Genomic DNA, 26,358 nt, shown 5'->3' with positions numbered 1-26,358 from the left:
GGTCAGCGGCGCGGCACCCACACGAGCGCGTCGCCCACGTTGCGCTCGACGCCACCGGTGCCGCTCGGGTGGTTGAGCGGCCCGGCCTGCGTCGACATGGTTGTCGACCCGCCTCCGTCGAGGTTGAGCGAGTCGACCAGCCCGAGGCTGTCGGCCACCGCCGCCGTCTCGTCCAGGGTCGTGCCCACCGAGGTGGTCTGACGGCCGTCGAGAGTGGCCAGCACGATCGTGCCGTCCGCGGTGCGGCCGGCGATCGTGCGCGGGTTGCGGGCGAACATCGACCCGGTGCCGGCCGGCACGACGACCTTGCCGCCCTCGGTGAGGCGGTAGCGACCGTTGACGCCGGAGACGTTGCGAGACAAGGGAATTCGCTGACCCTGCTCGTCGCGCAGAGTGTTCTTCACGTCGAGGCAGCCGCTCTGGGTGGCGGCGAGCAGGGCGGCGGTGTCGGTGCCGGTCGCCTGCACGCTCGACTGACCGTGCGTGAGCGTCGTACCCCGCGTCGTCGCGGACGAGCGCACGACGCAGCCGCGCCCGTCGAGGACGACCTCCGCACCTGCACCGGCCGGCGTCGACGCCGCGAAGCCGTCGGTGAACAGCACCGTCTGGTTGGTGGTCGGCGGGTGGTCGACCGACTCCAGCGGCACCCGCTGCTCGGTGTCGCGGTTGGTCAACGAGCCCTCCCACGTGGTCTTGCCGATGAGCAGCCGACCCGTCGAGCTGTCGATCACGAGGTTCTGCTCGGCCTTGTCGGTGGTCGGCTCGCTGTGCAGCCGGCCGTCGTACACCCCGAGGCCCACCGGGTCACCCGGGTAGGTGGGGTTGGCCGTGAAGGTGAAGAACGAGCCGTTGACACCCACGAGGGCGTCCGCCTGCTGGACGAGGGAGGTGGTCGACTCAGTGCGAGCGACATCTGCTCCGTACGTCGAGGCGAGACGGCCGTGGGCGCGTCGCGGATCGATGGTCAGCACCTTCACGACCCAGGGGCCGCGGGTGGTCGTACCGATGTCCGCCGGGTCGGCGGGGGTGTCACCTCGGGTGATCGAGGTGACGGTGACGCCCGGGGCGAGCGTCTGGGTCGAGCGGGTCTCGGGCAGGTCCGCGTCGCCGAGCGGGAGGTGCTCCTGTGCGGCGTACGACGGGGTGACGAGAGCCAGTGAGGTCAGGGCCGCGAGCGAGGCGGCGGCGAGGACGGTCGGACGACGTCGGATGGTCACGAGTCCCGAGCGTGCTCGGGCTGGGCACAGACCGGGCGACGTGAACGTGACCAGTGGACGAACCTACGACGAAGGCCGCGACCCTGGTGCGGGTCGCGGCCCTCGATCGCGATGGTGGCCAGGGACGGGGTCGAACCGCCGACCTAGCGATTTTCAGTCGCTCGCTCTACCAACTGAGCTACCTGGCCAGGTAGTCGTACGTGAACGTACTGGCGACCCCGACCGGGCTCGAACCGGCGACCTCCGCCGTGACAGGGCGGCGCGCTAACCAACTGCGCTACGGGGCCTCGTAATGAGGGGTGATGCAAACTACTACGTATCCCCAACGGGATTCGAACCCGTGCTACCGCCGTGAAAGGGCGGGGTCCTAGGCCGCTAGACGATGGGGACCTGTCCATGTCAGGTCCCGCTCCGCCAAGCAGCAGCTCGGATCCGTCGAGGACTCGGTAAGCATAGGGGTAGGTCTGCCGAACCACCAAAACGAGGTCCGGACCCGCGTCATTCCGCGGGTTTCGGGCACTTCTGAGGTGCCCGCCGTCACACCCAGAAGTTGTCGTGAGCGGCGTAGAACGCGTCCTTCTCGTCCTGCGTCATCGTCAGACCCTCGCCGAGCTGTTTGAGCGTCTCGAAGTACGGCTCGCGCGGAGCGCCAGGCGCGAACAGAAGCAGCATCGACGCCGGCTCGCCCGACTCGTTGCGGAAGCCGTGGACGCCGCCCGCCGGCACGTGGACGAAGTCGCCGGCCGTGCGCTCGCCCCAGTCGCGGCCGTCGTGGATCGTGACGCGGCCGGACAGGATGAAGAACGACTCCGACATGGTGCGGTGGAAGTGTGGGTCGGGCCCGCTGACCGTCGTACCGAAGTTCCAGCGGTACAGCCCGAACTGGCCCGCGGTCTGGTCGCCGCGCGCGAGGTAGTCGACCGTGCCGCCGTTCGCGTAGGTCAGGTCGGGCGGCGCGTCACCCAGCCGTACCCACGCACTCTGCTCGCCGTGCTCGCCGTTGTAGATCGGCTCGGGATAGCTCATGACCTCATCGTGGCTGAAATCCGTTGGTACTGCTCATGATTTGTTGGCCCACCTCCACACGAAACGACCCGCTCCTTGCGAGACGACCCGCGGATCTGCGGGTCGTCTCGCAAAGTGCGGGTCGTCTCGAAGCGGGGCTCCGGGCGCATCAGTGCTTGCGCGCCCAGTCGAGGAGGCGGTCGCGCTCCCAGGTGTTGACGATGCGCTCGACGGGGACGCCGAGGCGTTCGGCGCGCTCGCAGCCGTACTGCTGGAAGTCGAGCTGTCCCGGAGCGTGCGCGTCGCTGTCGATGGAGAACAGGCAGCCCATGTCGAGCGCGAGCGTGAGCAGGTCGTCGGGCGGGTCCTGCCGCTCGGGGCGGGAGTTGATCTCGACGGCGACGTCGTGGTCGAGGCAGGCCTGGAACACCGCGCGCGCGTCGAACTGCGACTGGGGCCGCTTGCCCCGCTCACCCTGGACGAGGCGACCGGTGCAGTGGCCGAGGACGTTGGTGAACGGGTTCTGGGCCGCGCCGACCATGCGGCGAGTCATCGCTTCGGGGCCCATCTTGAGCTTGGAGTGCACGGACGCGACGCGCAGGTCGAGCAGGGCGAACATCTCGTCGGTCTGGTCGAGCGAGCCGTCGTCGAGGATGTCGACCTCGATGCCCTTGAGCAGGGTGAACTCGCCGTCGAGGTGGTCGTTGATCTGGTCGATGATCGTCAGCTGCTTCGAAAGGCGTTCTGCTGAAAGGCCGTTCGCGATCCGAAGTCGCGGCGAGTGGTCGGTGAGCACGAGGTAGTCGTGGCCGAGCTCCATGGCCGTCGTGACCATCTCGGGGATCGGCGAACCGCCGTCGCTCCAGTCGGAGTGGCAGTGGCAGTCGCCCTTGAGCGCGGCTCTGATCTCGGCGCCGCCGTCGACGAGGGGGCCTTCCCACTGCTCCTCGAGCGAGACGAGGTACGCCGGTCGGTCGCCCGCGAGCGCCTCGCGGACGACCGCCTCGGTCGACTTGCCGATGCCGGGGAGCTTGGCGAGCGTGCCGTCAGCGGCGCGCTGCTCGAGCTCGGCCCGCGGCGTACGTCGGACGGTGTCGGCGGCCTGGCGGAACGCCTTGACGCGGTAGGTGCCCGCGCGGGATCGCTCGAGCAGGAAGGCGATACGTCTGAGGGCGTCGAACGGCTCCACCCCGCGACAGTAGCCGAGCGGGGTCAGGCGACCAGGGGCTTCAGCGCCTCGGCGGCCATCGTCACGACACCGGGCACGTGCCCGTTGCCGATCATGTTGATGATGATGCCGTCGACGCCGGGGTCGAGCACCTTCTCCTTGAGCTGTCCGGCGACCTCGTCAGGGGTGCCGACGAACTGACGGCCCGATGCGCGTACCTGCTCGATGTCGAGGCCGAGCTTGCGCGCCTGGGTCTCCTGCAGCGCACGGGCCTCGTCGGTGGTCTCGGCCATCCAGACGGAGGCGAGGTAGCTGGTCGCGAGGGTCGAGCGGTCGCGGCCGAGCTCGTCGCACCGCTGCGCCAGCGCGTCGAGCTTGCGGGGCAGCTCGTCGGGCGCGCAGATGATGTTGAGGTGGTCGGCGTACTGGGCGGCGAACCGGAACGTCTTCCGCTCGCCCGCACCGCCGAGCATGATCGGCAGGGTGTCGCGGACACGCGGCTCGTTGAGGGTGTCGGCGGCGGTGTATCGCTTGCCCTGCAACGACGGTCGCTCGCCGCGCAGCATCGGCTCGATGATCTGCAGCGCCTCGCCGAGCCGCTCGAACCGGTCGGTGAACGTGCCGAACTCGTAACCCATCTGGTCGTGCTCGAGCTCGTACCAGCCGGCGCCGATGCCGAGGACCGCGCGGCCCCCGGAGACGACGTCGAGGGTCGTGACGGTCTTGGCCAGCATCGCGGGGTTGCGGTAGGTGTTGCCGGTGACCAGCGTCGACAGCTGGACCTTCTCGGTGACACCGGCGAGCGCGCCGAGCGCCGTGTAGGCCTCGAGCATCGGCTCCTCCGGGTCTCCGATACCGGGCAGCTGGTAGAAGTGGTCCATCACCAGGACGGTGTCGAAACCGGACGCCTCGGCCTCGCGGGCCTGAGCGGCGACGGTCGGGAAGATGGCCTCCGGGCCACCGGGATAGGTGAAGTTGGGGATCTGGTAGCCGAGTCGAATGGTCATGGCTCGGACGCTACGGCTTCGAGCGCGCTCCAACGCAAGACCCGCCAGCCACCCTGGATAGGGTCGCCTGCCATGAGGACCTGGCTGGTGCCGATCGCGCTCGTGCTCGGCGGCCTGTGGGCGTGGTGGGTGCGAGCGCGGCTGCGGTCGTCGTACCTCGAACGCATCGTCCGCGCGGCGCGCGGCAGCGCTGCGCGCGCTCGTACGGTCACGCTCACCTGGCAGACCACTGCCGCACTCGTCGCCACCGCCGCGGTCGCGGTGGCGATGGTCGCGCAGATCGCCTGGGACGCGGCGTACGTGCGAATCCCGTTGCTGTTGTTGGTGATTGCGGTCTACGTCCCGCTCACGACGCTCGCGAGCGGGCGCGACGAGACGGTGGGCAAGCAACGCAAGGTGCAGGTACGCCGATCGGTGCAGCAGCGACTCGCCGAGGCGGGGGCCAACGCCGAGGTGGCACGGGCCGTCGCCAAGGTCAGCCGACCGTTCTCGTACTACGGCCTGCTCGTGCTGGTCGCCTCAGCGGTGCTGCTGACCTGGCACGACGTCTGAGCGGCGGGCCTCAGCTGTCGCCGAGCAACCGGGTCGAACCGCTGGTGGGCAGGCGCGGGGCCTCGGCGCGGCTGCCTTCGATCTGAGGTCCGCCGTCGCCACCCTGCATGCGGGCTGCTGCCTGCTCGGCGGCCTTGGCCGCCCGGTCCTGCAGCACCTGCGCGACGAGCACGATGCCGACGACGCCGACAGCCATCACCAGTCGGGGGTGCTTGACCCCGCGCCCGAGCAGGAACTGCTCGGCCTTGGCGTCGGCCTTGAGCCCGATACCGGACGTGACCAGGGACAGCCCGCCGGTCACCGCGGCGAGCGTGCCCGCAGCACCACCGGCCATGGCGCCGCGGTCACCCAGCCGACCCGCCAGCGGTGCGGGGGCGCCGGTCGGGTCGGACGAGCCGCCCGTACCGAGCAGCATGGAGGCGCCGGTGCCCGCCGTGTTGGTGGCGAGCATGCTGCGCCGCAGCCACTTCGGGAAGCGCGCGGGACGCAGGAGCGTCACCGCGCCCGCTGCGCCGGCCGCTGCGAGGTTCTTGGCCAGGGGCGAGGTCAGGAAGGTGCTCTTGGAGCTCATGGCTGCACTGTATTGACGACGAGCGGTCGGTGTCGCGTCGCGGTCTCGGCACGTCCGAGAAGACCTGCTCCGCCCCACGCGATCGTGACGGCGAGGACGCCGGCCGCGACCGTCACGGCGAACGCCGGAGTGTGCCCGCCGTGGTCGGCGAGCCCACCCGCGAGAGCCGCTCCCGCGGCGTAGCCCAGCCCGCCCGATGCGGCGAGCAGGGTCATCGCCGCACTCACCCGGGAGGGCGGAGTGACCTGCTCGCCGAGCGTGAACGAGGTGATCATGTAGGGCGCGATGCTCAGGCCCAGCACGAGCAGCGCCGGCGCGAGGGTCATGAGCGAGCCGACCTCGAGCAGCGGCAGCGACAGCACGAGGAAGGCCAGCGAGAACCACCGCTGGCGGGTCGGCAGCGGGACGTGACGGGGGATCCGCGCGACGGCGAGACCGGCCGCCACGCTGCCGATGCCGAGCAGCGCGTGGAAGATGCCGGTGAGACCGGGCTGCCCGGCCGAGGTGGCGAGCACCGACGTGCCGGTCTGCACCGACCCGAACACCGAGCCGATCGCGACCTGAGCCAGGCACAGCACGACGAGCGCGGGCGTGACCAGCCGCCCCGCACCCGTGAGGTGAGCGGTCGCCGTACGGGTCGCTCGTGCTGTCGGGTGCAGCGCGAACCACGTGCCGAACACGAGGAGCAGCCCCGCCGCACCCGCGAGCGCGACCACCGGACTGCTGAGCGCCACCACCACGCCGACCAGGGCCGGCCCGATGACGAACGACGCCTCGTCGGCCGAGCCCTCGTAGGAGAACGCCGTCCGCATCAGCCGTACCTGGGCGCGCGGACCGAACCGCGCGGTGATCGGCCGCCACCGGACCCGGGCCAACGGGCCGACGTGCGGCAGCAGGAAGCCGGCGACGGCACTCGCGCCGGCGGAGTACGCCCACGGCAGGTCGGTGTGCGCGACAGCCAGGAGGGCACCGATCGCCACACTCGCCGACCACGCCTGGATGAGCACGACACGGCGCTGCCCGACCCGGTCGGCCCAGGCTCCCCACAGCGGTGCGCCCACGGCGTTGGCGACCGCGAGCGCACCCGCGCACGCACCGCCCGCGCCGTAGCTGCCGGTCGTGCCGGCGACCAGGAGCAGCACGCCGATCTGGGCCATCGCCAACGGCAGCCGTCCGAGGAACGCCACGACGACGTAGGTCAGCCCGGGCAGCGCGAACAGGCTCCGGTACGACGGGTCCGGGGCGGACAGAGCGGCGCGGGTCGCGGGCACGGGGCGACGGGACTCAGGAGGGCAGGCCGCGCTGGATGCGCTGCATGGCCGTGATCTGCGCCGACTGCACGGCGCCGATGTCGTTGGCCAGCCGTTCGGCGTCGTCGTCGGTGCCCGACTTGGCGCGGTCGGCGACCATCGTGAGCGCGCCCTGGTGATGACGGATCATCAAGGTCAGGAACTGGCGGTCCTTGGCCGGGCCGGTCGCCTTCTGCAGGTCGAGCAGCTGTTGCCTGGTCGCCATCCCGGGCATCGACCCGTGGTGACCGGTCGCGGTCATGCGGGTGTTGGTGGCCTGGGGCGGGACCTTCTCACCGTGCTTGTCGAGCCAGCGCTTCATCGCATCGATCTCGGGCTTCTGCTCGGCCTTGATGCGCCCGGCGAGCGAGCGCGCCTGGCTGTCGGTCAGGCCGGCCAGGGCGATGTCGACCATCGTGATCGCCTGCGCGTGGTGGACGATCATGCCCTGCATGAAGTCGACGTCCGCAGCCGCGGGCCTGGCTCGGGGCTTGGGCTGAGCGGCCGTCCCGGTGAGTGCGGTGTTGGCCTCGCCGGGCTTGCCCGGCTGCAGCACCGGCGCGTCGGGCGAGGACACGGAGGCGGTCGGCGTACCGGTGTCGTCGTCACTGCACCCGGCCGCCCCGAGGACGCCGAGCAGGACGACGAGGGCGGCGGTGCGGCGTACGGGCATTGGGCCATCATGGCCGCGACCGGCCGGTACGCGGAGCCAGCGGCTGCGCCTTTAACGATCCTTGACCAACGCAACCTTGTCGTCAGTCGGCGTTCACGGAAAGGTGAGGTGGCATCCACCTGTCACGAAGGGCGCGCCCGGTCAGCGGGCGCGAGGTGAGGAGCCACCATGACCGCATCGCGACGACGGCTCGGGCTGGCGGTGATCGCGAGCGCGGGACTCGCGATGAGCGTCGGACTCTCGGGCGCAGCCGCTGACCCGCTCAACGACCCGGCCGAGATCGGCCGCTTCGGCACCCAGCTGCAGGCCGACCAGATCGGCCGTAGCGCCAACGTCGAACGCGCCGCGAGCGTCGCCCCCAGCGGTCCACTTGCGACGGGCACCGGGACCGACATCGCGTTCCAGGGCAACAAGGCGTTCGTCGGCAACTACAACGGGTTCACGATCTTCGACGTCTCGAACCCCGCGCAGCCCAAGACCCTGTCGCAGGTGCTGTGCCCCGGTTCGCAGAACGACGTGTCGGTCTCGGGCAACCTGCTCTACCTGTCGACCGACTCGTCACGCTCGGACGACTCCTGCTCCTCGACGTCGCAGTCGGCGACGATCAAGGACAGCTGGGAGGGCATCAAGATCTTCGACATCTCCGACGTGACCAACCCGAAGTACATCAAGTCGGTCGAGACCGCGTGCGGGTCGCACACGCACACGCTCATCCCGGGTGCGACGTCGGAGTACATCTACGTGTCGAGCTACAACCCCGACAAGTCCTACCCCGACTGCCAACCGCCGCACGACGGCATCTCGATCATCGAGGTGCCCAAGGCGAACCCGACCGCGGCCAAGGTCGCCGCCACACCGGTGCTCTTCCCCGACGGCGGCACCGAGCGCGGCAACCTGCTCGCGGGCGGCACGAGCGGCTGCCACGACATCACCGCCTACCCGTCGAAGAAGATCGCGGCCGGTGCGTGCATGGGTGACGGCATCATCATGGACATCAGCAACCCGCTCGCGCCGAAGGTCATCAACCGGGTCACCGACAAGAACTTCGCGTTCTGGCACTCGGCGACGTTCAACAACGCCGGCACCAAGGTGGTCTTCACCGACGAGCTCGGCGGTGGAGGCGCAGCGACGTGCAACAAGCAGACCGGGCCCGAGCGTGGCGCCGACGCGATCTACGACCTGTCGGCCGACCACAAGCTGTCGTTCAAGTCGTACTTCAAGATCTCGCGCTACCAGACGAAGTCGGAGAACTGCGTCGCCCACAACGGCTCGCTGGTGCCGGTCAAGGGCAAGGACATCATGGTCCAGTCCTGGTACATGGGTGGTACGCAGATCTGGGACTTCACCGACTCGGCGCACCCCAAGGAGATCGGCTACTTCGAGCGCGGTCCGGCCGCCGGTGACGACGGCGGCGGCACCTGGTCGTCGTACTACTACAACGGCCACGTCTACTCCTCCGACCTCGGCAAGGGCTTCGACATCCTCAAGGTGAGCGGCCCCGATTTCGACGAGGCCGCGACGGTGCAGATGGACGAGTTCAACCCGCAGTCACAGCCGTACGTCGGCTGACGACCCGCGGTACGACGAAAGGCCGGGCCTCCCGAGTGGGAGACCCGGCCCTTCGGCGTACGGGCTGCTACTTCTGGTCGTCCAGGGCGCGAGCGGCCTTGTCCGCCAACGACTCCAGCGCATCGTCGTGCTGGGCGATCGCGCGCTGGGCACGCTTGCCGTTGCTCTGACCGAGCTGAGGCAGCAGCTGCGCGAGCATCAGCGTCGACAGGGCCGAGCTGTCGCCCGAGCCGCCGTCGGTCTGCACGATGACCGGCTGCGGTGCGCTGTTGGCCAGCTGGGCACCGACGTCGAGACGGCGGCGGGCGAGCTCGTACCCGAGCACCGCACGGTTGTCGCGGTACGCCGTCGCGAGCTGCTCCTGCGCGCGCGCTTCACCTTGTGCCGCAACGAGATTCGTACGACCACGCGTCTCGATCTCGTACTTGACGCGCTGCGCCTCGGTCTCCTGCTCCTCGAGCATCTGCGCGACGTCCTTGCGGGCCTTGTTGAGCGAGGCGTTGACCTCGATCACCTTGGCGTCGCGGACCTTCTTGGAACGCTCGATGTCCATGAGCAGGGTGTCGATGCGGCGCTTGCGGGTGAGCTCCCACTCCTTCTCGTACGCCGACAGCTCCTTGGCGACACGTTCGCGCGTCGAGATGTGCTGGCGGTACTGCGTCGGCAGCTGCACGTCGGGGATGTTGCAGCCGAGGATCTGCACGCCGTAGCGGGCGAGCTGACGGTTGAGCAGCTCCTGCATGTCGGCGACGTCGGAGCCGCGCAGGTCGTACGCGCGCTCGGTGCGCACCATGCGCGAACGCTGGCGGATGGCGTCCTGGACCGAGTTGGACAGCACCAGGTCGAAGTTGCCGGCGCCGATGGTCTGCACGAACTGCACCGCGTCGAGGATGCGGAACTTCAGGAAGAACTCGATCGACTTCAGCGGGACGTTCTCGTGCGTCGGGCACGCGAGAACCGGTGCGTTGTAAGGGATCTCGGTGGTGACGTCGACGACGTACGCGACCCGCGCCCACGGGTGCCACAGGTAGTGGCGGCCCGGCATCAGGCCCGGTCCGGCGATCGCCCCGAACTTGGTGAGGACGCCGACGGTGCCTTCCTCGATCTCGACGATCGAGCTGCGCCACCACCACAGGGCGGCGAGTGCGAGCGCGAGGACGGCGCCGAGAACGGCGGGCACCATCAGCCAGTCGGCGTCGGTGGTGGCTGAGATCGCGCCGGTCGCGAAGAGCCACAACGCGATCCACACCAGCGTCAGCCAGCGCAGACCACGGTTGTCCTTGGGGATGACGACCGGCACGATCGAGCCGGACTGGCCGCCGCGGAGCAGCTGGCGGATGTCACCCCAGCTGCCGAGCACCTCCTTGATGGAGGACATGCCGCGCGGGCGTCCGACGCCGGCGTCGGCCATCTGCTGCTGGACCATCTCGCTCATCGGTCGTTCTCCTGGGTGTCAGCGGCGTTGGGGAGGCGGTGACGCTCGGACCGCGTCTGCGGTGCAGCAGTCGACCCGCTGGTTGAGCCGGACGGAGCGCCAGCGGAGTCCGTGTCGAAACCAGGTACGACGACCGGCTGAGTCTCCCCGGGCGTCACGGGGTTTCGACTCGGGCTCGCGCCTGGGCGCTCGCCCGGCTCAACCAGCGGTGTGGTCGCGCCTGGGCGCTCGCCCGGCTCAACCAGCGGTGTGGTCGCGCCTGGGCGCTCGCCCGGCTCAACCAGCGGTGTGGTCGCGCCTGGGCGCTCGCCCGGCTCAACCAGCGGTGTGGTCGCGCCTGGGCGCTCGCCCGGCTCAACCAGCGGGGTGGCCGGCGTACTCGGCTCGGGCGTGTCCTGCTCGACCGACCTGCGGATCTCCTCCAGGCGGTCGGCGCCGGGCAGGGCGTCGTCGGCGGTCGTCGGCACGATCTCGTCGACCTCGACGGGCTCCGGCGGCTGCAGCAGCGACTCGATCGACGTCTCGCGCGAGCTGATGCGCGCGGAGATCTCGTCCTTGCGCTGGCGGATCTGGTCGAGCTCCTCGGAGGAGAACAGCTGCGCACCTGCGCCGCCGACCAGCCCCTGAGCGATCTTGAGGTAGTCGACGCTCTCGTCGTGGCCACCGACCTGGACGATCTGCGGCAGGGCGCCGCGGACCTGCTCCAGACGGGCCAGGAGGTCCTGCTGGTAGCGGTAGTCGAGGATCTCGGGGGCCTCGGCCGCGCTCATCGCACGGATGTCGAGCGCCTGCGCCTCGAGCAGCGCCGCGTTGGCGTTGGCCTCGGACTCGGCCTCGACGAACCGTTGGCGCGCAAGGGATTTCGCGCGGTTGGTCTCACGCTCCAGCGCGGTGTCCATCTGCGCCTGGTACTTGGCGATGTCGGCCTGGATCGAGCTCAGCGTCTCGTTGAGCGAGGCGAGGTCCTTGTTGAGGTCACCCTCGTTCTGCTCCTTCTTCAGCTGCAGCTCGTACTCGTAGGTGTAGGCCTCTTTGGCGACGCGCACCATCTCGGGCGCGGCGAGGTCCATGCGGTACTCCTGCGAGGACGGCTCGGCGTGCGTGATGTTGGCGTGGGTGAACTCCACGGCCGGCGAGAACTGGTGGTTGAGCTGCTCCAGCAGACGCTGCGTCGACTCGCCGACCAGGTCGTAGATGCCGGCGGCCTCCTGCTCGTAGATGAGCGAACGGGTCGTCTCGGAGATGGCGTTGTTGAGCTTGTCCTGGAAGCCCTGCACGGCGCCGAGCGAGAAGATGAACGCGCGCGGGTCGACGATGCGGAACTGCAGGAACAGGTCGACGCTCGCCTGCACACCGCTCTTGGTGGGGGCCTCGTGGATGGGCGCGTTGAACGGGTACTCGCGCGTGGTGTTGACGATGTACGAGACGCGCTTCCACGGGTTGAACAGGGTGACCAGGCCGGGGCCGACGAGGTTCTCGACCTTGCCGAAGCGGCTGATGAGCGCCTGGCATCCCTCGGGCACCATCACCATGCCGAGCCGCCACCACAGGAACGCGGCGAGCAGCACGAGGATGACCCAGTAGTGCGGTCCGAACAGCGCCATCGACAGCCCGTCGGCCGGCAGCAGCGCGATCGCGCCGGCGACGCCGATCACGGCGAGGACGAGCACCGGCAGCATCCCGATGAACCGGCGGCCCTTGGGCATGACCATCGGGGTGATCACGTGGACCGGACCCTGCGGGCCGGGCTGATAGCTGGACTGGTTGAGCGTCTCGCTGGCGTTGTCGAGCGAGCAGGTCTGCTGCACGATCCGGGTGCCGGTCGAGAAGCCCTGCTGGCGGGCGGTCGCGAAGTCGCCCGGGTCCAGGCCTGCGGGGAGCCGGTCCCCGGCGGCCTGCTGTACGACGTTGCTCACCGCCTCCCGCATGTCGCCGCCCTGCGCGAACTGCGCGGCGGCTTGCCGGATCCGATCTGCTCCTGCCATGGATGACCCCAAAGTCTCGTGTCGTGAGTTCCCCCGCAGCGCGGGGTCCGCGGTGCTGACGGAGTGTGGCACAGCCCGGTTCCCGCCTCGGGCGGATTCCCGACAGGCCGGGTCAGGTGGTGGACGCGGCCGCCATACGGGCACAACCTGGTAAGGGCCCCGTTCGTCGTACACCGATGTAGGGCGAGGGGTGACGTGGGTTGGGGGACTCATGGAGAAGGTCAGCAGAAGGGCTGCGCTGGGCGCGGCCGCCGTAGGAGCGAGCGCCGCGCTCGGGGCGTGCACCTCCGATGACATCAGGCCGCCGGCCGCACTGACCGGTCGGCGAACGCCGACACCCAAGACTTCGTCCACGAGCGCGTCACCGACGCCGACGGGTACGCCGATCGGTGACGGCTCGATGTCCGACACCGGTCCGCAGCCGCACCAGCCACCGCCACCGCAGCCGCTGCGTGCCGGGCAGCGACCGCCGCAGTTCGTGGTGATCTCCTGGGACGGCGGCGGCCAGACCGGCGCCGGGCTGAACTCCTACTTCCAGGACGTGGCGCGGGCGTACGACGCGAGGATGACGTTCTTCCTGTCGGCGATCTACTTCCTGCCGCAGGCCAAGAAGGCGCTCTACCACCCGCCGCACCACCGGGTCGGGGCGTCCGACATCGGCTACTTCCCGGACCGCTACGTCCACGCCACGATCGAGCAGACCGGCAAGGCGTGGCTGGCCGGCCACGAGATCGGCACGCACTTCAACGGCCACTTCTGCGGGCCGACCGGCGTCTCGGCGTGGTCGCCCGCGGACTGGAAGGTCGAGATCGAGCACGTGCACCGGTTCGTCGCGCAGTGGCGGACCAACACCGGGTTCACCGACCTGCCGTCGTTGCCGTTCGACTACCGCACCGAGCTGGTCGGCGGTCGTGCGCCGTGCCTGGAGGGCTCGGCCAACCTGCGCCGCGCCGCGTCCGAGCTGGGCTGGCGTTACGACTCCAGCGCCACCCGCCCGGCGTCCTGGCCGCGTAAGGACTGCGGCTTGTGGGACCTGTCGATGCAGCCGATCCCGCTGCCCGGCACGCGCGCCGGCGTCATCTCGATGGACTACAACTTCATGGCCAACCAGTCGGGCGGCCCGAACGGCGACCCCGCGATGCGGCCCGCCTGGAAGAAGGCGACCGTGGCGTCGTACACCGCGGGGTTCAGGCGGGCGTACGACGGCAACCGGGCTCCGCTGGTCATCGGCAACCACTTCGAGCAGTGGAACGGCGGCATCTACATGGAAGCCGTCGAGGAGGCGATGCGCGTGATGGCGCAGCAGCCCGACACCCGGTTCGTGACGATGCGCGGGCTGTGCGACTGGCTGGATGCGCAGACGCCCGCGGTGATCCAGCGGCTGCAGGCGCTGAACGGCGCGCCGACGGGCGGCTGGGACACCTACCTCCGGCTCACCTGACGTGCCCTCGCTGGTCGAGTAGGCACACCACCGCTGGTCGAGTAGGCGAGCGCCCCAGCGCGAGCCGTATCGAGACCCGGTGACGTCTACGCGACGTCCTGTGGGACGGCGTGCTCCTTGACCTCGTTCAGGGTCTGGACGATCGAGTGCACCTCAGTCATCGGGAAGACCTGGTCAGGCCCCTGGGGTGCGCGATCGGTGAACGGTGACTCGAACAAGCGGCTTGGCTCCATGACACCGTTGGCGGTCAGCTCGTCGACGATGAGCTCGACGAATCGCACCTGGTCGAGGGTGAACTCGCTGCCGCGCAGGTAGCGCGCGAACGCGTCGTTGACCGCGTCGCGGTCGAGCCCGACGAGCGACCGTACGAAGAGCCCGAGCCCGTGCGCCTCGCTCGCAGCCTGCCGCACGTCCTCGGCGTCACCGATGCCGTTGTCGATGAGCATGCGTTCCATCGCGCTGAGGTCGTCAGTGGTGAGCTGCTTGTTGCGCCGGAGTCGTTGCAGCGCAACGTGAGTCTGCTGTTTGCGCAGGAAGGCGGCGGCCTTGGCACGGAAGCGCTCGAAGTCGGTTCCAGGTGTGATGCCGGGCAGCTCGACGCTGGTCGGCTCACCGATCAGCTCGTCCGCGAAGTCGGTGTAGAGCGAGTTCTGCGGGGTGCGCTCGATGAACTGCACGAGCGATCGCACCTTGAGGCGTGCGTGCTCCAGCATCGGGAGCGTGACGTCCTGCCACCACTCGTCGTCGGCCATCTCGCCGAGCAGCTCAGCCTGCTGAGCGACCGACGGGATCGTGGTCTTGTCGAGCAGCGCGGCAGCGATCGCCTGGACTGTGCGGCAGATCTTCTCGGCCTCGCCGGCGTCGCCGTCGAGCTGAGCGAGCTGGCGCCGCAGCATCAGCAGGTCGAACCGCTTGGCGCCCTCGTCGGGGTCGCGGTCAGTCGAGGGGAGGCCCGCGAGGTCCTGGATGACATCGTGAGCATCGTCGGCGGTCAGGGTCGCCCAGGCGTCCCAGTCGGCGTACCGCTCGACCCACCTGCGGTGCGGGCGGACGATGACATTGTCGAGGTTCATCCCCGTCACGAACTCGTGCAGGGTACGAGCGGTGCTCGTGCGCAGGTCGGGCTCGGTGTGCGCGGCGTCAAGAGCTGTCACGAGGCCGACGCGAGCCTCGAACAGCCGCTGCGACAGCGACTTCTGGATCGAACCCTCGCTGCCGGGCAGGTCCTGGCTGAAGAACTCGAGGTTGCCGCAGAAGTCGAAGACGAGGAAGTCCTGCTTGTCCTTGCCGGGGCCGAACAGGTCGGGGCACAGCCGGGTGCCGCGGCCGATCATCTGCCAGAACTTCGACTTGGCACGCACCATCTTGAAGAACACCAGGTTGACGACCTCGGGCACGTCGATGCCGGTGTCGAGCATGTCGACCGAGATCGCGATGTGGGGCGCCTTGTCGGGCGTCGAGAAGTCGTCGATCAGGGTGTCAGCGTGCGACGTCGAGTGGGTGATGACCTGCGCGAAATGCCCTGCCAGCTCTGGGAACTGGGCGTCGAACCGTCGCTGGATGAACTCCGCGTGCCGTTGGTTCTTGGCAAAGATGATGGTCTTGCCGAGGCGGTCGCCACCGGCGACCTTGTGTCCCTCCGTCATCAGCGTGGCGATGGCCTTGTCGACGGTGTCCTCGTTGAACAGGAAGCGGTTGAGCTCCTCGGACCCGACCTCGCTGGGAGGGCCGTCCTCACCCCAGTCGAGAGCGTCCCAGCGGTCCTTCTCGTCCTCGCTGAGGTCGTCGTACCGGATGCCTTGACGCAGGAACTTGGTGCCGACCGAGACGCCGCGCGCGGGTACCAGCCAGCCGTCGTTGACGGCTTCGTCGAGGCCGTACGCGTCGGTCGGGACGCCGTCCTCGAGGTGGAAGAGGCGGTAGGTGTTGTGGTCGACCTCGTCCTTGGGCGTAGCGGTGAGGCCGACGAGCATGGCGTCGAACCAGTCGAAGATCGCGCCGTACTTCTGATAGACGGAGCGGTGCGCCTCATCGATGACGATGAGGTCGAAGAAGCCTGGTCCGAACTTCCGTGTGGTGACACCGTCGCCGTCGGCCGTCAGCCCGTTGATGAGGTTGAGCATCGTCGGGTAGGTCGAGGTGTAGACGCGACCCTCGCCGCTCCGTTCGGTCACGAGATTGACCGCAGTCGTCGACGGCAGGGTGGACTTGAACGCGTTGGTGGCCTGGCGTACGAGGGCGGTCCGGTCGGCGAGGAACAGCACGCGCTTGACCCAGCCGGCCTTCATCATCTGGTCGATCAGTGCGATGACCGTGCGCGTCTTGCCCGTGCCGGTCGCCATCACGAGCAGGGCCTCGCGCTGCTTGCGGTCGAACGCATCACCGACCGCCTTGATCGCGCGCAGCTGGTAGGGCCGACCGGCGATCTCAGCGTTGGCATCAGCGGTGGACAGGGCTTTGCGGGTCGCGCGGCGCTGAACCATCAGCTCCAGCTCGCCACGGGTGTAGAAGCCCTGGACCTCGCGCGGCGGGTAGCCGGCGGCATCGTCCCACAGCCAGTGCTCGTAGCCGTTGGTGAAGAAGATGACCGGGCGCCGGCCGAACTCGGCTTCGAGGCGGTCGGCGTAGAGCTTGGCCTGGTGCTGGCCGATCTGTGCGCTCTTGGTGGTGCGCTTGGCCTCGACGACCGCGAGCGGCAGACCGTCTGCGCCCCAGAGCACGTAGTCGACGAATCCCTTTCCAGTTGCCGACGATCCGGTGGTGCCGGACGCGATCGGCATGCCGGTGACGGGGTACTCGCGGTCGCGCGTCTCGGTGAGCGGCCAGCCGGCCTCGCGCAGGAGGACGTCGATCCACAGGTCGCGGGTCTGGGCCTCGGTGTAGTCGTGCTCGTCGGGCAGGACGTTGGCGGCCTGACCGGCCTTGATCTGCTCCTGGAGTCGGGCGATCTCGGCGTCCTTCTCGGCCGCGAGCTCGTCCTTCTCGGCCAGCGCCTTGGCGTGTGCGTCGTCCTGCGCCTTCATCTTCTGCGCGAGCGCGACGACCTCGGCGTGGGACAGCGGAGCGGATTGGGCCGCCCGCTTCGGGTCGAACTGCTCAGCCGTCGGCACCGCCTGTGGGGCAGGGGAGTGGTTGAACGCTGCCCACACCATGACGTGGTGCAGCTCGCGGAGCACCGACAACGCGACAGGCAACGGGATGGCTTTGGTGTCGTGCACCGCGGAGTTGCCGAGGCGGCGAATCAGGTTGAGCTTCTTGTTGATTCCGTTGCCGGTGACCCGCTTGAACTCGGCGGCGTCGATGCGCGCAGCGATGCGGTCGTCGTACGGAGCATGAAGCCCGAGGACGTCGTAGAGGTGCTTGACGAGGTGCTCGACCGCTCGCCTGCTCCAGAAGCAGGCCGACACCGGGTCGGTGGTGACGTAGGACTCGGCGCGGGCGCAGTCGTCGTACAGCTCGGGCAGGGTCGAACGGACAAAGGCGAAGTTGCTCATGAGCCCTCCCCGGCTCGGTGCCTGCCTCGTGTGCGCGCATATGCCTGGACAGCGCGTCTGCTGGTGCGCCACACGCCGTCGGCGCCCTGAACAGCCTCAAGGCGTCCGCGGGTCGCGGCTTGACGCAGCGCATTGACGGTGAAGTCGTCGTCAGCGAGCGCCGCGAGCGGCACCAGGCGGGCGGGCCCTGCGACGGCCGGCACGATGAAACGGTTGAGGTTGTCGTACATCGCGCGTGCCAGGATCTCGCCCAGCGGCCCGTGATCTCCCTGGTCGCTCTTGGCCATCGCGGACAGGTACGCCGGTCGCTGGGTCTTGAGCACGATGACCGGTGGGTAGCCGAGCCGCACGAGGATGAGGTTGAGGACGAGACGACCCGTGCGGCCGTTGCCGTCGATGAACGGGTGGATGCACTCGAACTCGTTGTGCAGCGACGCCAGGAGCTCGGCGAAGGGCGTATCCGACTCACGTGCCCGTCGGAGCTCGTCGGTGTGCTCCTTGACCTTGCCGACCCAGTCACTCAGCATTGACGGGATGAGCGGCCAGGTCGGTGGTGTCATGCCGCCGTCGAAGGCCGCGATCTCGTGCTCGCGATAGCGACCGGGAGCCTCTCGGTCGGTGGCCTCCGGATGAGGCGCTACCTGCCAGACAGGACTCATGGCGATGCGGTGGATCTCGCAGACCTCGGCCACCGAGATGAGGTCACCGTTGTGCCAGTCGCCCGGGTTGAGCGCCTGGGCGTAGACCCAGCGCGCCGCATCACCGTAGCCCTGGACCTCCATGTACTCCTTGAGCGGCTTCGCGCCGACTGCTCGGCCGTTCTCGAGGAGGGCTTCCACCTCGCGCAGAACAAGCGTGTTGCCTTCGAGCGCGGTGGAGTGATGGGCTTCGAGATGCCAGATGTCTGACCACACGTACTCGGACTCGCGCGGTGACGGCAGTCCGCCGAGACGGTCCTCGAGCTCGGCGATGGCAGCGTCAAGCCGTGCGTAGACGGTGACTCGTGACGTTCGTCCGCGGCCCATGCTTCCCCCTGTCGCGGAAGTTGATCACCCGATCGAACAGCTAATTGAACTTATCAACTTCGCCGCGCGATCGTGGCGATGACTACTCGAAGAAGTCCTCGTCGACCTCGACGACGTCGTAGGTCTGCTTGACCTGTACACCGACGCGGTACTTGATCATCAGGCCCACCAGGCGCTCGCCGTCGATCAGCACGATGCGGGTCGGGATGCTGCCGGCGTAGTCGCGGGCGTGCTGGGTGAACGAGCTGGTCGTGATGAAGACGCCGCGGTTGGCGCCGAAGCCGTGCAGCGCGCCGATGAACGCCTGGATCGTCTCGCGGCCGACGGTGTTGCCCTCGGCGTAGCGCTTGGCCTGCACGTAGATGCGTTCGAGACCGAGCGCGTCCTGGTCGATGACCCCGTCGACGCCACCGTCACCACTGCCGCCGACCCGCTTGCCGCGCTGCTCGGCGCCGCCGTAGCCCATCGCGAGCAGCACCTTGACGACCGCGTCCTCGAAGAACGTCGGGTGGCTGTCGCGCAACCGCTGGAGCAGGTCGTCGCTGACGGCGGCCTCGATGCGGTCGATGCCCGAGCTGATCTGCTCGACCGGGTCGACGTCGGTGCTGCCTTCGGATTCGACTGGTGTTGTCGCGGATTCGCCGTGGGCGGTGCGAGTGCCGGTCGGCCAGTACTCGTGGAATGTGCTCCGCGCCGTCGCGTAGTCGATGACACCGTCGGGGTGGTCGGCGAACCACGCGCGACCTGCTTCGGTGATGCGGTACGACGCTCGCACGGGTCGCTCGATGAGCGTCGCCTTGAGCAGGTTGCTGATGGCCCAGCTGATGCGTTGCTCAGAGCGGTAGCCGCCGGTGTTGAGGGTCTCAGCGCGAGCCGAGTCGGACAGCGCGGCGTGGTCGATGACCTGGTCGACCAGGTCGCGACGCGGCAGCGTTGAGCCATCGGACAGCACGGCGAGCACGTGTCGGACGAAGTGTGGCCAGATCGGCACCTCGCTCGCGCCGTTGTCGTCGGTCATCGGCCCTCCTCCCGGTCCAGATGGTCTCGCAGGCTTTGTTCCCACGCCTTGCACGCGACTGCGAACGCCTCGGTCGACACCGTCTCGTCATCCTGCATCCGCCACAGCTCGTGGTCGCGGTCCCACGGCATGCCGGTCGGGTCCATCCACCGTGACAACGGATCGCCTTGCGGCTCCTCGTCGTTCGAGCCGTCGCCGGTTCCGGGCTCGGGCTCCAGGTAGACCATCTCGGTCAGCACGACCTCCTCCGCCTGCCTGCGGATCGCGTTCAAGCGGCCGACCTTCTCCAGGTACGCCAAGCGCGCGAGGTCGTTGGCGTACTGCTCCTGCAGCTGCTCGCTCACGTCGACTACCCGATCTTGGACTTGCCGACCGAGGTCGGCGAAGAACGCCTGCGGGTCCGGGAGCGCGGCGTACCGCTGCGGCAGCCACCGCTTCCAGTGCTCCATCGCGCGATGTCCGTACGCGGTCATCACTGCCTCCCCTTGGTGTCGGTCTCCGCAGCCTCGACCCGGTCGAAGATCACGGCGTAGTCGTCGTACGTGATGTAGCCACGGCTCGTCGCGATGCCGAGGTCGTCCCACTCGTCGCCCATGCCCGCGACGTTCCACTCGACGATGTCGATGGGCTCGCGTGGTGGGTAGGGCCAGGTCGAGAGCTCGTCGAGCAGATGCTCCCGGTCGATCTCGCCGGCGGAGTAGCGCTCCGCGATCTCCAACGGCCGCTTGCCCGAGAACCGCTCAGCCATCGCGCTCGCCTGCTTCTCGCGCGGCTGTCGCTTTGGGCGCGCGTGTCTCGCTGTTGCGGTCGAGATAGCGGCGCACGGACTCGGTGCTGATGCCGAGGGTCTCGCCGATCGCGGTCTGGGTGACGCGGCCGTCTTCGTACGCTGCGAGCAGCGCCTCCTTGTACGCCGCCTCGGCCGCCTGCCGTGCGCGTGCCGCGTCGGCGAGGCGGGCGAGGTAGGCGTGCTGCTCGTCGGTCAGTCGTGTCTTGGTGCGTGCCATCAGAGCTCGCCCCGAAACGCCCGTGCTTGCAGCGACGCGAACAACGCATCGTCAGCAGCGAGGACTCTCGCCAGGGCCTTCTGCGAATCGTTGATTGCCTCGCTGCGCGCGGCGAAATCCTTTTGCAACGGAAGCGGAGGCACCTCGATCGGAAGGTTTGCGAGCCTGGCCTTTGAGATGTTCGGCATGCTCGCCGCCGAGCCGCTCGACAGATTTCGGACCTGCGAACGTTTGGACGGGGTCATCATCAGCGTCTGAAAATATCGGGAGTCCAGTTGGGTGCGGTCGATATCGAGGCGGAATATCAGGTCTGGAAGGAGGAGCCGTGGACGCACCTCGTCGACGACGGCTACTGCGCCAACAAGATCACGCGTATTCTTTCGGGTCATCAGTACGTCGCCCACGTGGACTTCGTTCGAGGCCATGGCGCCAAGCTCGCCCAGAAATGCCTTGTTCTCTGCCGCGCGGAAGTCGCCATAGGTGACTGCTCCCAATTTGAGGACGCCCCACTCGTTCTCGCCTGCGGGTCGTGCTTCGCAATTCGGGCTCGTGCCGTTTCCGATGACCGGAACAACGTCGCGAAATCTTTCCGTTCGCCAAGGAGCTGTTCCAAAGTTGAACATTTCGCGGAAGATCGACTGGGTGAGGGAGTTGAGGTGGGCGAGGACCTGGCGGCGCTTGGAGCGGATCGCGTCGGCCTGATCCAGGATCGCCGCAATTCGCCGCTGCTCGCCCAGACTGGGCAACGAAATTGGCATGGCCGATGCGAGCTTTAGATTCAAGTTGGAGATGTTGGTCGTCTTGTTGCTGAAGCTGCGTAACGTGGCCTGCGTTCGTGATGACGTGAACCAGCGGTACAGGTAGCGTGGATCGACGTCGGCAGAGGTCGGTCGCAGCGCGGTGACGAATCCGCCGATGGCCAAGCGTTCCGATGTGCGTGGTACCCAGCACGCGCGCCCGACCGCGTACCAACTATTTGCGCTTGAGACCAGCGTGTCGCCCTCGCGCAGATACTGATCGTCGCGCTTCACCATGCTTGCTGGAACTCGCATGATGTCGTCCAGTTCCAGGTATTCCTGCACATTTTTCGTGCGCATTACGCCCACGCCGTCATCTACCACATCGGAAGGCTTGAAGGTTATGCCACGCACGAAAGTGGAGACGTCGCCGAGTTGCACAGCCTTCATCGAAGCATGCCTTTGAGCTCGGCGAGGCCCTTCGCGATCTCGGCTTCGAGGGTCTCGATGTCGGCGATGATGTCGAGCGGCGCACGGTGCTCGACCTCGTCGTACTCGATCTCCTTGTAGCGGTTGAGCGACAGGTCGTAGCCCTGCTCGACGATCTCGGCCTTGGGCACCAGGAACGACTGCTCGGTGCGGGCGCGGTCCTTCTCGGCCGCGCGATTCGACCAGCGGCTCAGGACGTCGGGGAGGTCGTTGGCCTCGGTGGGATTGCGCTTGTCGTCGAGCGAGAAGCCGTCGGCGCGTACGTCGTAGAACCACACATCGTCGGTGCCGCCGACCCCGGTCTTGGTGAAGAACAGGATGGCCGTCGAGACCCCGGCGTACGGCTTGAAGACACCCGACGGCAGCTTCACGACCGCGTCGAGCTTGTGCTCCTCGACCAGGGCCTTGCGCAGGTCCTTGTGCGCCTTCGACGAGCCGAAGAGCACACCGTCCGGCACGATCACCGCTGCGCGGCCGCCGGCCTTGAGCAGCTTGAGGAAGAGCGCCAGGAAGAGCAGCTCGGTCTTCTTGGTCTTGACGGTCTTGAGCAGGTCCTTGGCCGTCGACTCGTAGTCGAGCGAACCCGCGAACGGCGGGTTGGCCAGGATCAACGTGTAGCGCTGGGTGTCCTCGCCCGCGACCTCCGACAGCGAGTCGCGGTAGCGGATGTCGGGGCGCTCGACACCGTGCTGCAGCATGTTCATGCTGCCGATGCGCAGCATTGTCGAGTCGAAGTCGTACCCGTGAAACATGCTCTCGTGGAAGTGATTTCGCTGCTTGGCGTCACTCAGCACGCCCGGGTGCTGGCGGCGGACGTACTCCGATGCGGCCACCAGGAAGCCGGCCGTGCCACACGCCGGGTCGCAGATCTCGTCGTCCGGTTTGGGTGCGGTCATCGCGACCATGAGGTCGATGATGTGGCGCGGTGTGCGGAACTGACCGTTGGTGCCGGACGTGCTCAGCTTGGAGAGCAGGTACTCGTAGAGGTCACCGTTGGTGTCGCGGTCGGTCAGCTCGATGCCGTCGATCATGTCGACGACGTTGGACAGCAGCGCCGGCGTCGGGATCGTGAAGCGGGCGTTCTTCATGTGTGACCCGTACGTGGAGCCGTCGCCGCCGAGGCCCTGAAGGAACTTGAAGACGCGGGTGTCGAAGAGCTCGTACATCGACTCGGCGTCGAGCTGCTTGAACCGCGACCAGCGCAGTTCCTGCTCCTCGCCCGGCATGAACACCGGGTCCTCGATGACGCCGCTGTTCAGCACAGCCTTCTTCTCGGCCAGGATCTGCCGGTCGTCCAGGCGACGCAGGAACAGCAGGTAGGTGATCTGCTCGATGACTTCCAGCGGGTTGGAGATGCCTCCTGACCAGAACGCGTCCCAGACCCTGTCGACCTTGCTCTTGAGCTCACCCGTGATCACACGGCGCAGCGTAGTCACGCTCTCAACAGCCATGACGGCCTCTCTGCTCGCCGGCATCTCCAGCGCAGCCGAGCAGGATGGCACCGACCACTGACAGGGGTCGGGAGCCTGGGTCTCCCTGGCAGTCGCGTTGGTTTCGACACGGGCTCGCCCTGTGGGGCTCGCCCTGTGGGGCTCGCCCGGCTCAACCAGCGGTGGCGGGCATGGTCTCGATACGGCTCCCGCTGGGGCGGTCGCCTACTCGACCAGCGGGTTGGAGCTCGCCCGGCTCAACCAGCGGTTGGGCCACCTGACCTGCGCCAGACCTGGCGGCTGTGAATCCGTCGGTCTCCGTCCGCCGTTCGTTCACGCCTGACGGCTAGGTTCCGAGATACCGGCTCCACGCCGGTGTTCCTGGGGTCGGCACGAGCGGAGTCAGGGTGATGCGGATCGGGGTGCTCGGACCGGTGTCGGTCCGCGTCGATGAGCAGTGGCGTGCGATCGGTGGCGCCAAGTGCCGTGCGGTGCTTGCCGCGCTCGCTGCGCAGGCGCCCGGTGTGGTGTCGATCGAGACCCTCATCGACGAGGTGTGGGGCACCGCGCCGCCCAAGACCGCGCCCACCCAGATCCACGGCTACGTGCTGCGGCTGCGTCGGCTGCTCGACGACGGCGTCGGCCAGGTGGTCGTCACCGAGCCGCCCGGATATCGGCTGTGCGTCCGCCCGGACGATCTCGATGCCGCGGCCGCCGCAGCCGGGCTGGCCGAGGCGACGGCCCTGATGCGCGGGGGCGACCCCGAGGCCGCGGTCGAGGTGCTCGACCGCACGCTCGCGCTGTGGCGCGGTGAGCCGTACGCCGATGTCACCGCGAGCGATCTCGTCCAGTCGCGCGTCGACCGGCTGCGTGAGCTGCGGCTGACACTGCTCGAGACCCAGGTCGACGCCCGCATCGAGGCCGGTCGGCACGGTGAGGTCATCGGCGGGCTGCGTGACCTGATCGCCGAGCACCCGTTGCGCGAACAGCTCTGGCACCGGCTGATGCTCGCGCTGCACCGCAGCGGTCGCCAGGCCGAGGCGCTGCAGGAGTACGCGCGGCTGCGGCGGATGCTCGTCGACGAGCTCGCGGTCGAGCCGTGCGGCACGGTGCAGGCCCTGCACCAGAAGATCCTCAGCGGTGAGGACGACGCCCCGGCGCAGGACCCCGCCCGGTCCGTCGTGTGTCAGCTGCCTGCCGACGTCGCCGACTTCACCGGCCGTCAGGACGAGCTGCGGTGCGTCGTCGACCAGCTCAGCGACAGCGACCCGACCCGACCGCCCGCGGTCGTCGTCGTCCACGGCTCGCCCGGTATCGGCAAGTCGACGTTCGCACTGCACTCGGCGCGCCAGCTCGCGTCGGCGTACCCCGACGGCCAGCTCTACCTCGACCTCGCCGGCACCGCCGACGCCCCGCGCGACCCGGCCGCGCTGCTCGCCGAGCTGCTCGGGTCGCTCGGCGTCAGCGGCCGCGCCATCCCGGACGAGTCGGCTGCCCGCTCGGCGCTGCTGCGCTCGGTGCTGGCAGACCGACGGGTGCTGCTGTTCCTCGACGACGCCTGCTCGGCCGAGCAGGTCAGGCCGTTGCTCCCACCGCACGGCGGCAGCGCAGTCGTCGTCACCAGTCGTCGCCTGCTGACCGGACTGGCCGGTGCGCGCCACGTGCAGCTCGACCCGCTCGACCCGGCCTCGGCGTACGACCTGCTGGCGCGGATCGTCGGATCCGACCGGGTGGCAACAGAATCCGAGGTCGCCCACGACATCACGCGCGCCTGCGGCTACCTGCCCCTGTCGATCCGGATCGCGGGCGGCAAGCTGCTCGGCCGGCCGGGGTGGACCCTCGCCGTGCTGCGCTCACGCCTCGCTGACGAGAGCCGTCGCCTCGAAGAGCTGCGCCTCGGCGACCTCGACGTGCGCTCCAGTGTCGACCTGTCGTTGCGGCTGCTCACCGACGAGGCCCGCCGCGCGTTCGCACTGCTCGGCCTGCTCGGCCTGCTCGGCTCGCACGACTGGCCCGGCTGGGTCGTCGCGCCGCTGCTCGACCGAGACCACGCCGACGACGTGCTCGACGCACTCGTCGACGCCAACCTCGTGTCGTTGACGTCGACAGACCGGCACGGCCAGCCGCGCTACCGGCTGCACGACCTCCTGCGGGTACGAGCGGTCGACCTGTGCGCCGACCTCACCCATGAGCAGCGCCGCGACGCCGTGGCCCGGGTCGTCGCCACCTGGCTGCACCTCGTCGAGGACGCCCGCCACCGACTGCCGCCGAGCCCGCTCGACCCGCCACGCGGCCGGGCGCTGCGCCGACCCGTCGACGACGCGCTCGCGGTCGCTCGCGCAGCCGACCCGTTCTCGTGGCTGGACGCCGAACGCCAGAGCCTCGTCGCCACGGTGCAGCTGGCCGCCGACTGGGACCTGGTCGAACCCTGCTGGGAGCTCGCCGCAACGCTCGCGGCGTACTTCGACGACCGGGCCCTGCTGGAGGACTGGCGGCACAGCCACGACACCGCGCTCGCGGCTGCCGGGGACGACCCGCTCGCGTGCTCGGTGCTGCTGCGCGGCCTCGCCCAGATCCACCTCTACCGGTCCGAGATCGGCGACGCCGCAACGCTGGCCGAGCGCGCGGTCGACCTCGCACGCACCGCGGGCGACCGTCGCGGGCAGGCGATGGCGCTCGGGGCGCTCGTCTCGGCGCACCGGCTGTCGGGGCGTCTCGACGACGCTGCGGCGCTGCTGCACGAGGCGTTGGCGCTGGGCGCCGAGCTGGGCGACCGGGCGTTCGAGGCGCACCTGCGCTGCTCGGCGGGCATGGTTCGGCTCGCTCAGGGCAGACTGCCCGAGGCGCGTCGGTGGTTCAGCCAGTCGCTGGTGATGGCCCGCGAGGAGGGTGACTCGCACCGCGAGGCGGTCGTGCTGCGTGAGCTCAGCCAGGTGCAGCACCGGTGCGGTGACGCGGCCGCAGCACTCAACGGGCTCGACCAGGCCGTCGAGATGCTCGCCGACCTGCAGGACGAGCGCTGCCTCGCGTTCACGCTCACCCGACGCGCCGACGTCCACACCCATCTCGGCCGTCTCGACGAGGCGTACGCCGACCTCGCGAGCGCGGCAATCACGTTCCGCCGCAACGGAACTCTCGCTGATGAGGCGACCTGCCGTCAGGCGATGGCCGCCCTCGACGCGACCCGCGGCGTACGGGCCGTGCGAGCGCCGTCAGCATGACCGACGGGCCGGGCGCCACGAGGCG

At 68.9% G+C, this 26,358-nt stretch carries 21 protein-coding genes and 3 tRNA genes; 4 read left to right on the top strand and 20 right to left on the bottom strand.

The features are described 5' to 3' along the window. Nucleotides 1-2: 2 nt before the first annotated feature. From VV01_RS15845 to VV01_RS15815, 7 genes are all read right to left on the bottom strand, one after another. Complete coding sequence (locus tag VV01_RS15845; RefSeq protein ID WP_050670718.1) at nt 3-1,217, bottom strand: phosphodiester glycosidase family protein; 1,215 nt, start codon at nt 1,215-1,217, stop codon at nt 3-5. Between the two features lie 112 nt (nt 1,218-1,329). Continuing rightward, nucleotides 1,330-1,405: transfer RNA gene (locus VV01_RS15840), tRNA-Phe, on the bottom strand. Nucleotides 1,406-1,427: 22 nt separating this feature from the next. Continuing rightward, nucleotides 1,428-1,504: transfer RNA gene (locus VV01_RS15835), tRNA-Asp, on the bottom strand. Between the two features lie 30 nt (nt 1,505-1,534). Further along, nucleotides 1,535-1,607: transfer RNA gene (locus VV01_RS15830), tRNA-Glu, on the bottom strand. A gap of 147 nt (nt 1,608-1,754) precedes the next feature. Further along, entirely contained in the window at nt 1,755-2,243 is a 489-nt protein-coding gene (locus VV01_RS15825) for a cupin domain-containing protein (RefSeq protein ID WP_050670717.1), read from the bottom strand. A 148-nt stretch (nt 2,244-2,391) separates the two neighbouring features. Continuing rightward, nucleotides 2,392-3,411 carry a PHP domain-containing protein gene (locus VV01_RS15820; protein ID WP_050670716.1) on the bottom strand — a complete coding sequence of 340 codons (1,020 nt, stop codon included), beginning with the start codon at nt 3,409-3,411 and terminating at the stop codon, nt 2,392-2,394. Nucleotides 3,412-3,434: 23 nt separating this feature from the next. Further along, nucleotides 3,435-4,397: an LLM class F420-dependent oxidoreductase gene (locus VV01_RS15815; protein ID WP_050670715.1), complete on the bottom strand. Its 963-nt coding sequence runs from the start codon at nt 4,395-4,397 to the stop codon at nt 3,435-3,437. A 72-nt stretch (nt 4,398-4,469) separates the two neighbouring features. On the opposite strand from VV01_RS15815, the gene VV01_RS15810 reads away from it, so the two are divergent. Beyond that, nucleotides 4,470-4,949, top strand: a complete 480-nt coding sequence (locus VV01_RS15810) for a hypothetical protein (RefSeq protein WP_157508874.1) — start codon at nt 4,470-4,472, stop codon at nt 4,947-4,949. 10 nt (nt 4,950-4,959) lie between these two features. On the opposite strand, the gene VV01_RS15805 is transcribed toward VV01_RS15810, so the two are convergent. Genes VV01_RS15805 through VV01_RS15795 form a run of 3 tightly spaced genes read right to left on the bottom strand, consistent with a single transcriptional unit; the run spans nt 4,960 to nt 7,482 of the window. Continuing rightward, complete coding sequence (locus tag VV01_RS15805) at nt 4,960-5,520, bottom strand: hypothetical protein (protein WP_050670713.1); 561 nt, start codon at nt 5,518-5,520, stop codon at nt 4,960-4,962. Continuing rightward, complete coding sequence (locus tag VV01_RS15800) at nt 5,517-6,791, bottom strand: MFS transporter (RefSeq protein ID WP_231635257.1); 1,275 nt, start codon at nt 6,789-6,791, stop codon at nt 5,517-5,519. Before VV01_RS15800 ends, VV01_RS15805 begins: the two co-directional genes overlap by 4 nt. Nucleotides 6,792-6,804: 13 nt before the next feature. Next, nucleotides 6,805-7,482 (bottom strand): DUF305 domain-containing protein, encoded by a 678-nt coding sequence (locus VV01_RS15795; RefSeq protein ID WP_050670712.1) that lies wholly within the window; start codon nt 7,480-7,482, stop codon nt 6,805-6,807. 168 nt (nt 7,483-7,650) lie between these two features. Here VV01_RS15795 and VV01_RS15790 point away from each other — a divergent pair, with 168 nt between their 5' ends. Then, nucleotides 7,651-9,051: an LVIVD repeat-containing protein gene (locus VV01_RS15790; RefSeq protein ID WP_050670711.1), complete on the top strand. Its 1,401-nt coding sequence runs from the start codon at nt 7,651-7,653 to the stop codon at nt 9,049-9,051. Nucleotides 9,052-9,118: 67 nt separating this feature from the next. Here VV01_RS15790 and VV01_RS15785 read toward each other — a convergent pair whose 3' ends face one another. Next, nucleotides 9,119-10,486, bottom strand: coding sequence for an SPFH domain-containing protein (locus VV01_RS15785; RefSeq protein WP_197275065.1), 1,368 nt, complete (start codon nt 10,484-10,486; stop codon nt 9,119-9,121). Next, a complete protein-coding gene (locus VV01_RS15780; RefSeq protein ID WP_050670710.1) occupies nt 10,483-12,471 on the bottom strand; it encodes an SPFH domain-containing protein in 1,989 nt (662 codons plus the stop codon). The genes VV01_RS15785 and VV01_RS15780 overlap by 4 nt, the downstream gene beginning before the upstream one ends. A gap of 400 nt (nt 12,472-12,871) precedes the next feature. Between VV01_RS15780 and VV01_RS15775 the strand changes: the two genes are divergently transcribed. Next, on the top strand, nt 12,872-13,912 hold the full coding sequence (locus tag VV01_RS15775; protein ID WP_231635256.1) for a polysaccharide deacetylase family protein: 1,041 nt from the start codon (nt 12,872-12,874) through the stop codon (nt 13,910-13,912). An 86-nt stretch (nt 13,913-13,998) separates the two neighbouring features. Here VV01_RS15775 and VV01_RS15770 read toward each other — a convergent pair whose 3' ends face one another. The 8 genes from VV01_RS15770 to VV01_RS15735 form a co-directional block, all read right to left on the bottom strand. Next, nucleotides 13,999-17,406 (bottom strand): DEAD/DEAH box helicase family protein, encoded by a 3,408-nt coding sequence (locus tag VV01_RS15770; protein ID WP_050670708.1) that lies wholly within the window; start codon nt 17,404-17,406, stop codon nt 13,999-14,001. After that, nucleotides 17,403-18,431, bottom strand: a complete 1,029-nt coding sequence (locus VV01_RS15765; RefSeq protein WP_050670707.1) for a Fic family protein — start codon at nt 18,429-18,431, stop codon at nt 17,403-17,405. The genes VV01_RS15770 and VV01_RS15765 overlap by 4 nt, the downstream gene beginning before the upstream one ends. A gap of 82 nt (nt 18,432-18,513) precedes the next feature. Further along, nucleotides 18,514-19,449: a restriction endonuclease gene (locus tag VV01_RS15760; RefSeq protein WP_050670706.1), complete on the bottom strand. Its 936-nt coding sequence runs from the start codon at nt 19,447-19,449 to the stop codon at nt 18,514-18,516. Beyond that, entirely contained in the window at nt 19,446-19,922 is a 477-nt protein-coding gene (locus VV01_RS15755; RefSeq protein WP_157508873.1) for a hypothetical protein, read from the bottom strand. The genes VV01_RS15760 and VV01_RS15755 overlap by 4 nt, the downstream gene beginning before the upstream one ends. Then, nucleotides 19,922-20,197 carry a hypothetical protein gene (locus VV01_RS15750; protein WP_050670704.1) on the bottom strand — a complete coding sequence of 92 codons (276 nt, stop codon included), beginning with the start codon at nt 20,195-20,197 and terminating at the stop codon, nt 19,922-19,924. The genes VV01_RS15755 and VV01_RS15750 overlap by 1 nt, the downstream gene beginning before the upstream one ends. Next, nucleotides 20,190-20,456: a hypothetical protein gene (locus tag VV01_RS15745; protein WP_050670703.1), complete on the bottom strand. Its 267-nt coding sequence runs from the start codon at nt 20,454-20,456 to the stop codon at nt 20,190-20,192. The genes VV01_RS15750 and VV01_RS15745 overlap by 8 nt, the downstream gene beginning before the upstream one ends. Then, on the bottom strand, nt 20,456-21,643 hold the full coding sequence (locus VV01_RS22430; RefSeq protein ID WP_071606412.1) for a restriction endonuclease subunit S: 1,188 nt from the start codon (nt 21,641-21,643) through the stop codon (nt 20,456-20,458). The genes VV01_RS15745 and VV01_RS22430 overlap by 1 nt, the downstream gene beginning before the upstream one ends. Further along, nucleotides 21,640-23,133 carry a type I restriction-modification system subunit M gene (locus VV01_RS15735; RefSeq protein ID WP_331456456.1) on the bottom strand — a complete coding sequence of 498 codons (1,494 nt, stop codon included), beginning with the start codon at nt 23,131-23,133 and terminating at the stop codon, nt 21,640-21,642. The genes VV01_RS22430 and VV01_RS15735 overlap by 4 nt, the downstream gene beginning before the upstream one ends. A gap of 389 nt (nt 23,134-23,522) precedes the next feature. Between VV01_RS15735 and VV01_RS15730 the strand changes: the two genes are divergently transcribed. Further along, nucleotides 23,523-26,333, top strand: a complete 2,811-nt coding sequence (locus tag VV01_RS15730; protein WP_050670700.1) for an AfsR/SARP family transcriptional regulator — start codon at nt 23,523-23,525, stop codon at nt 26,331-26,333. Nucleotides 26,334-26,358: the final 25 nt, after the last annotated feature.

Origin of the sequence: Luteipulveratus halotolerans, from assembly GCF_001247745.1 — a bacterium.
Taxonomy (GTDB): Bacteria; Actinomycetota; Actinomycetes; order Actinomycetales; family Dermatophilaceae; genus Luteipulveratus; species Luteipulveratus halotolerans.
This window is presented reverse-complemented; position numbering and strand designations above follow the sequence as displayed.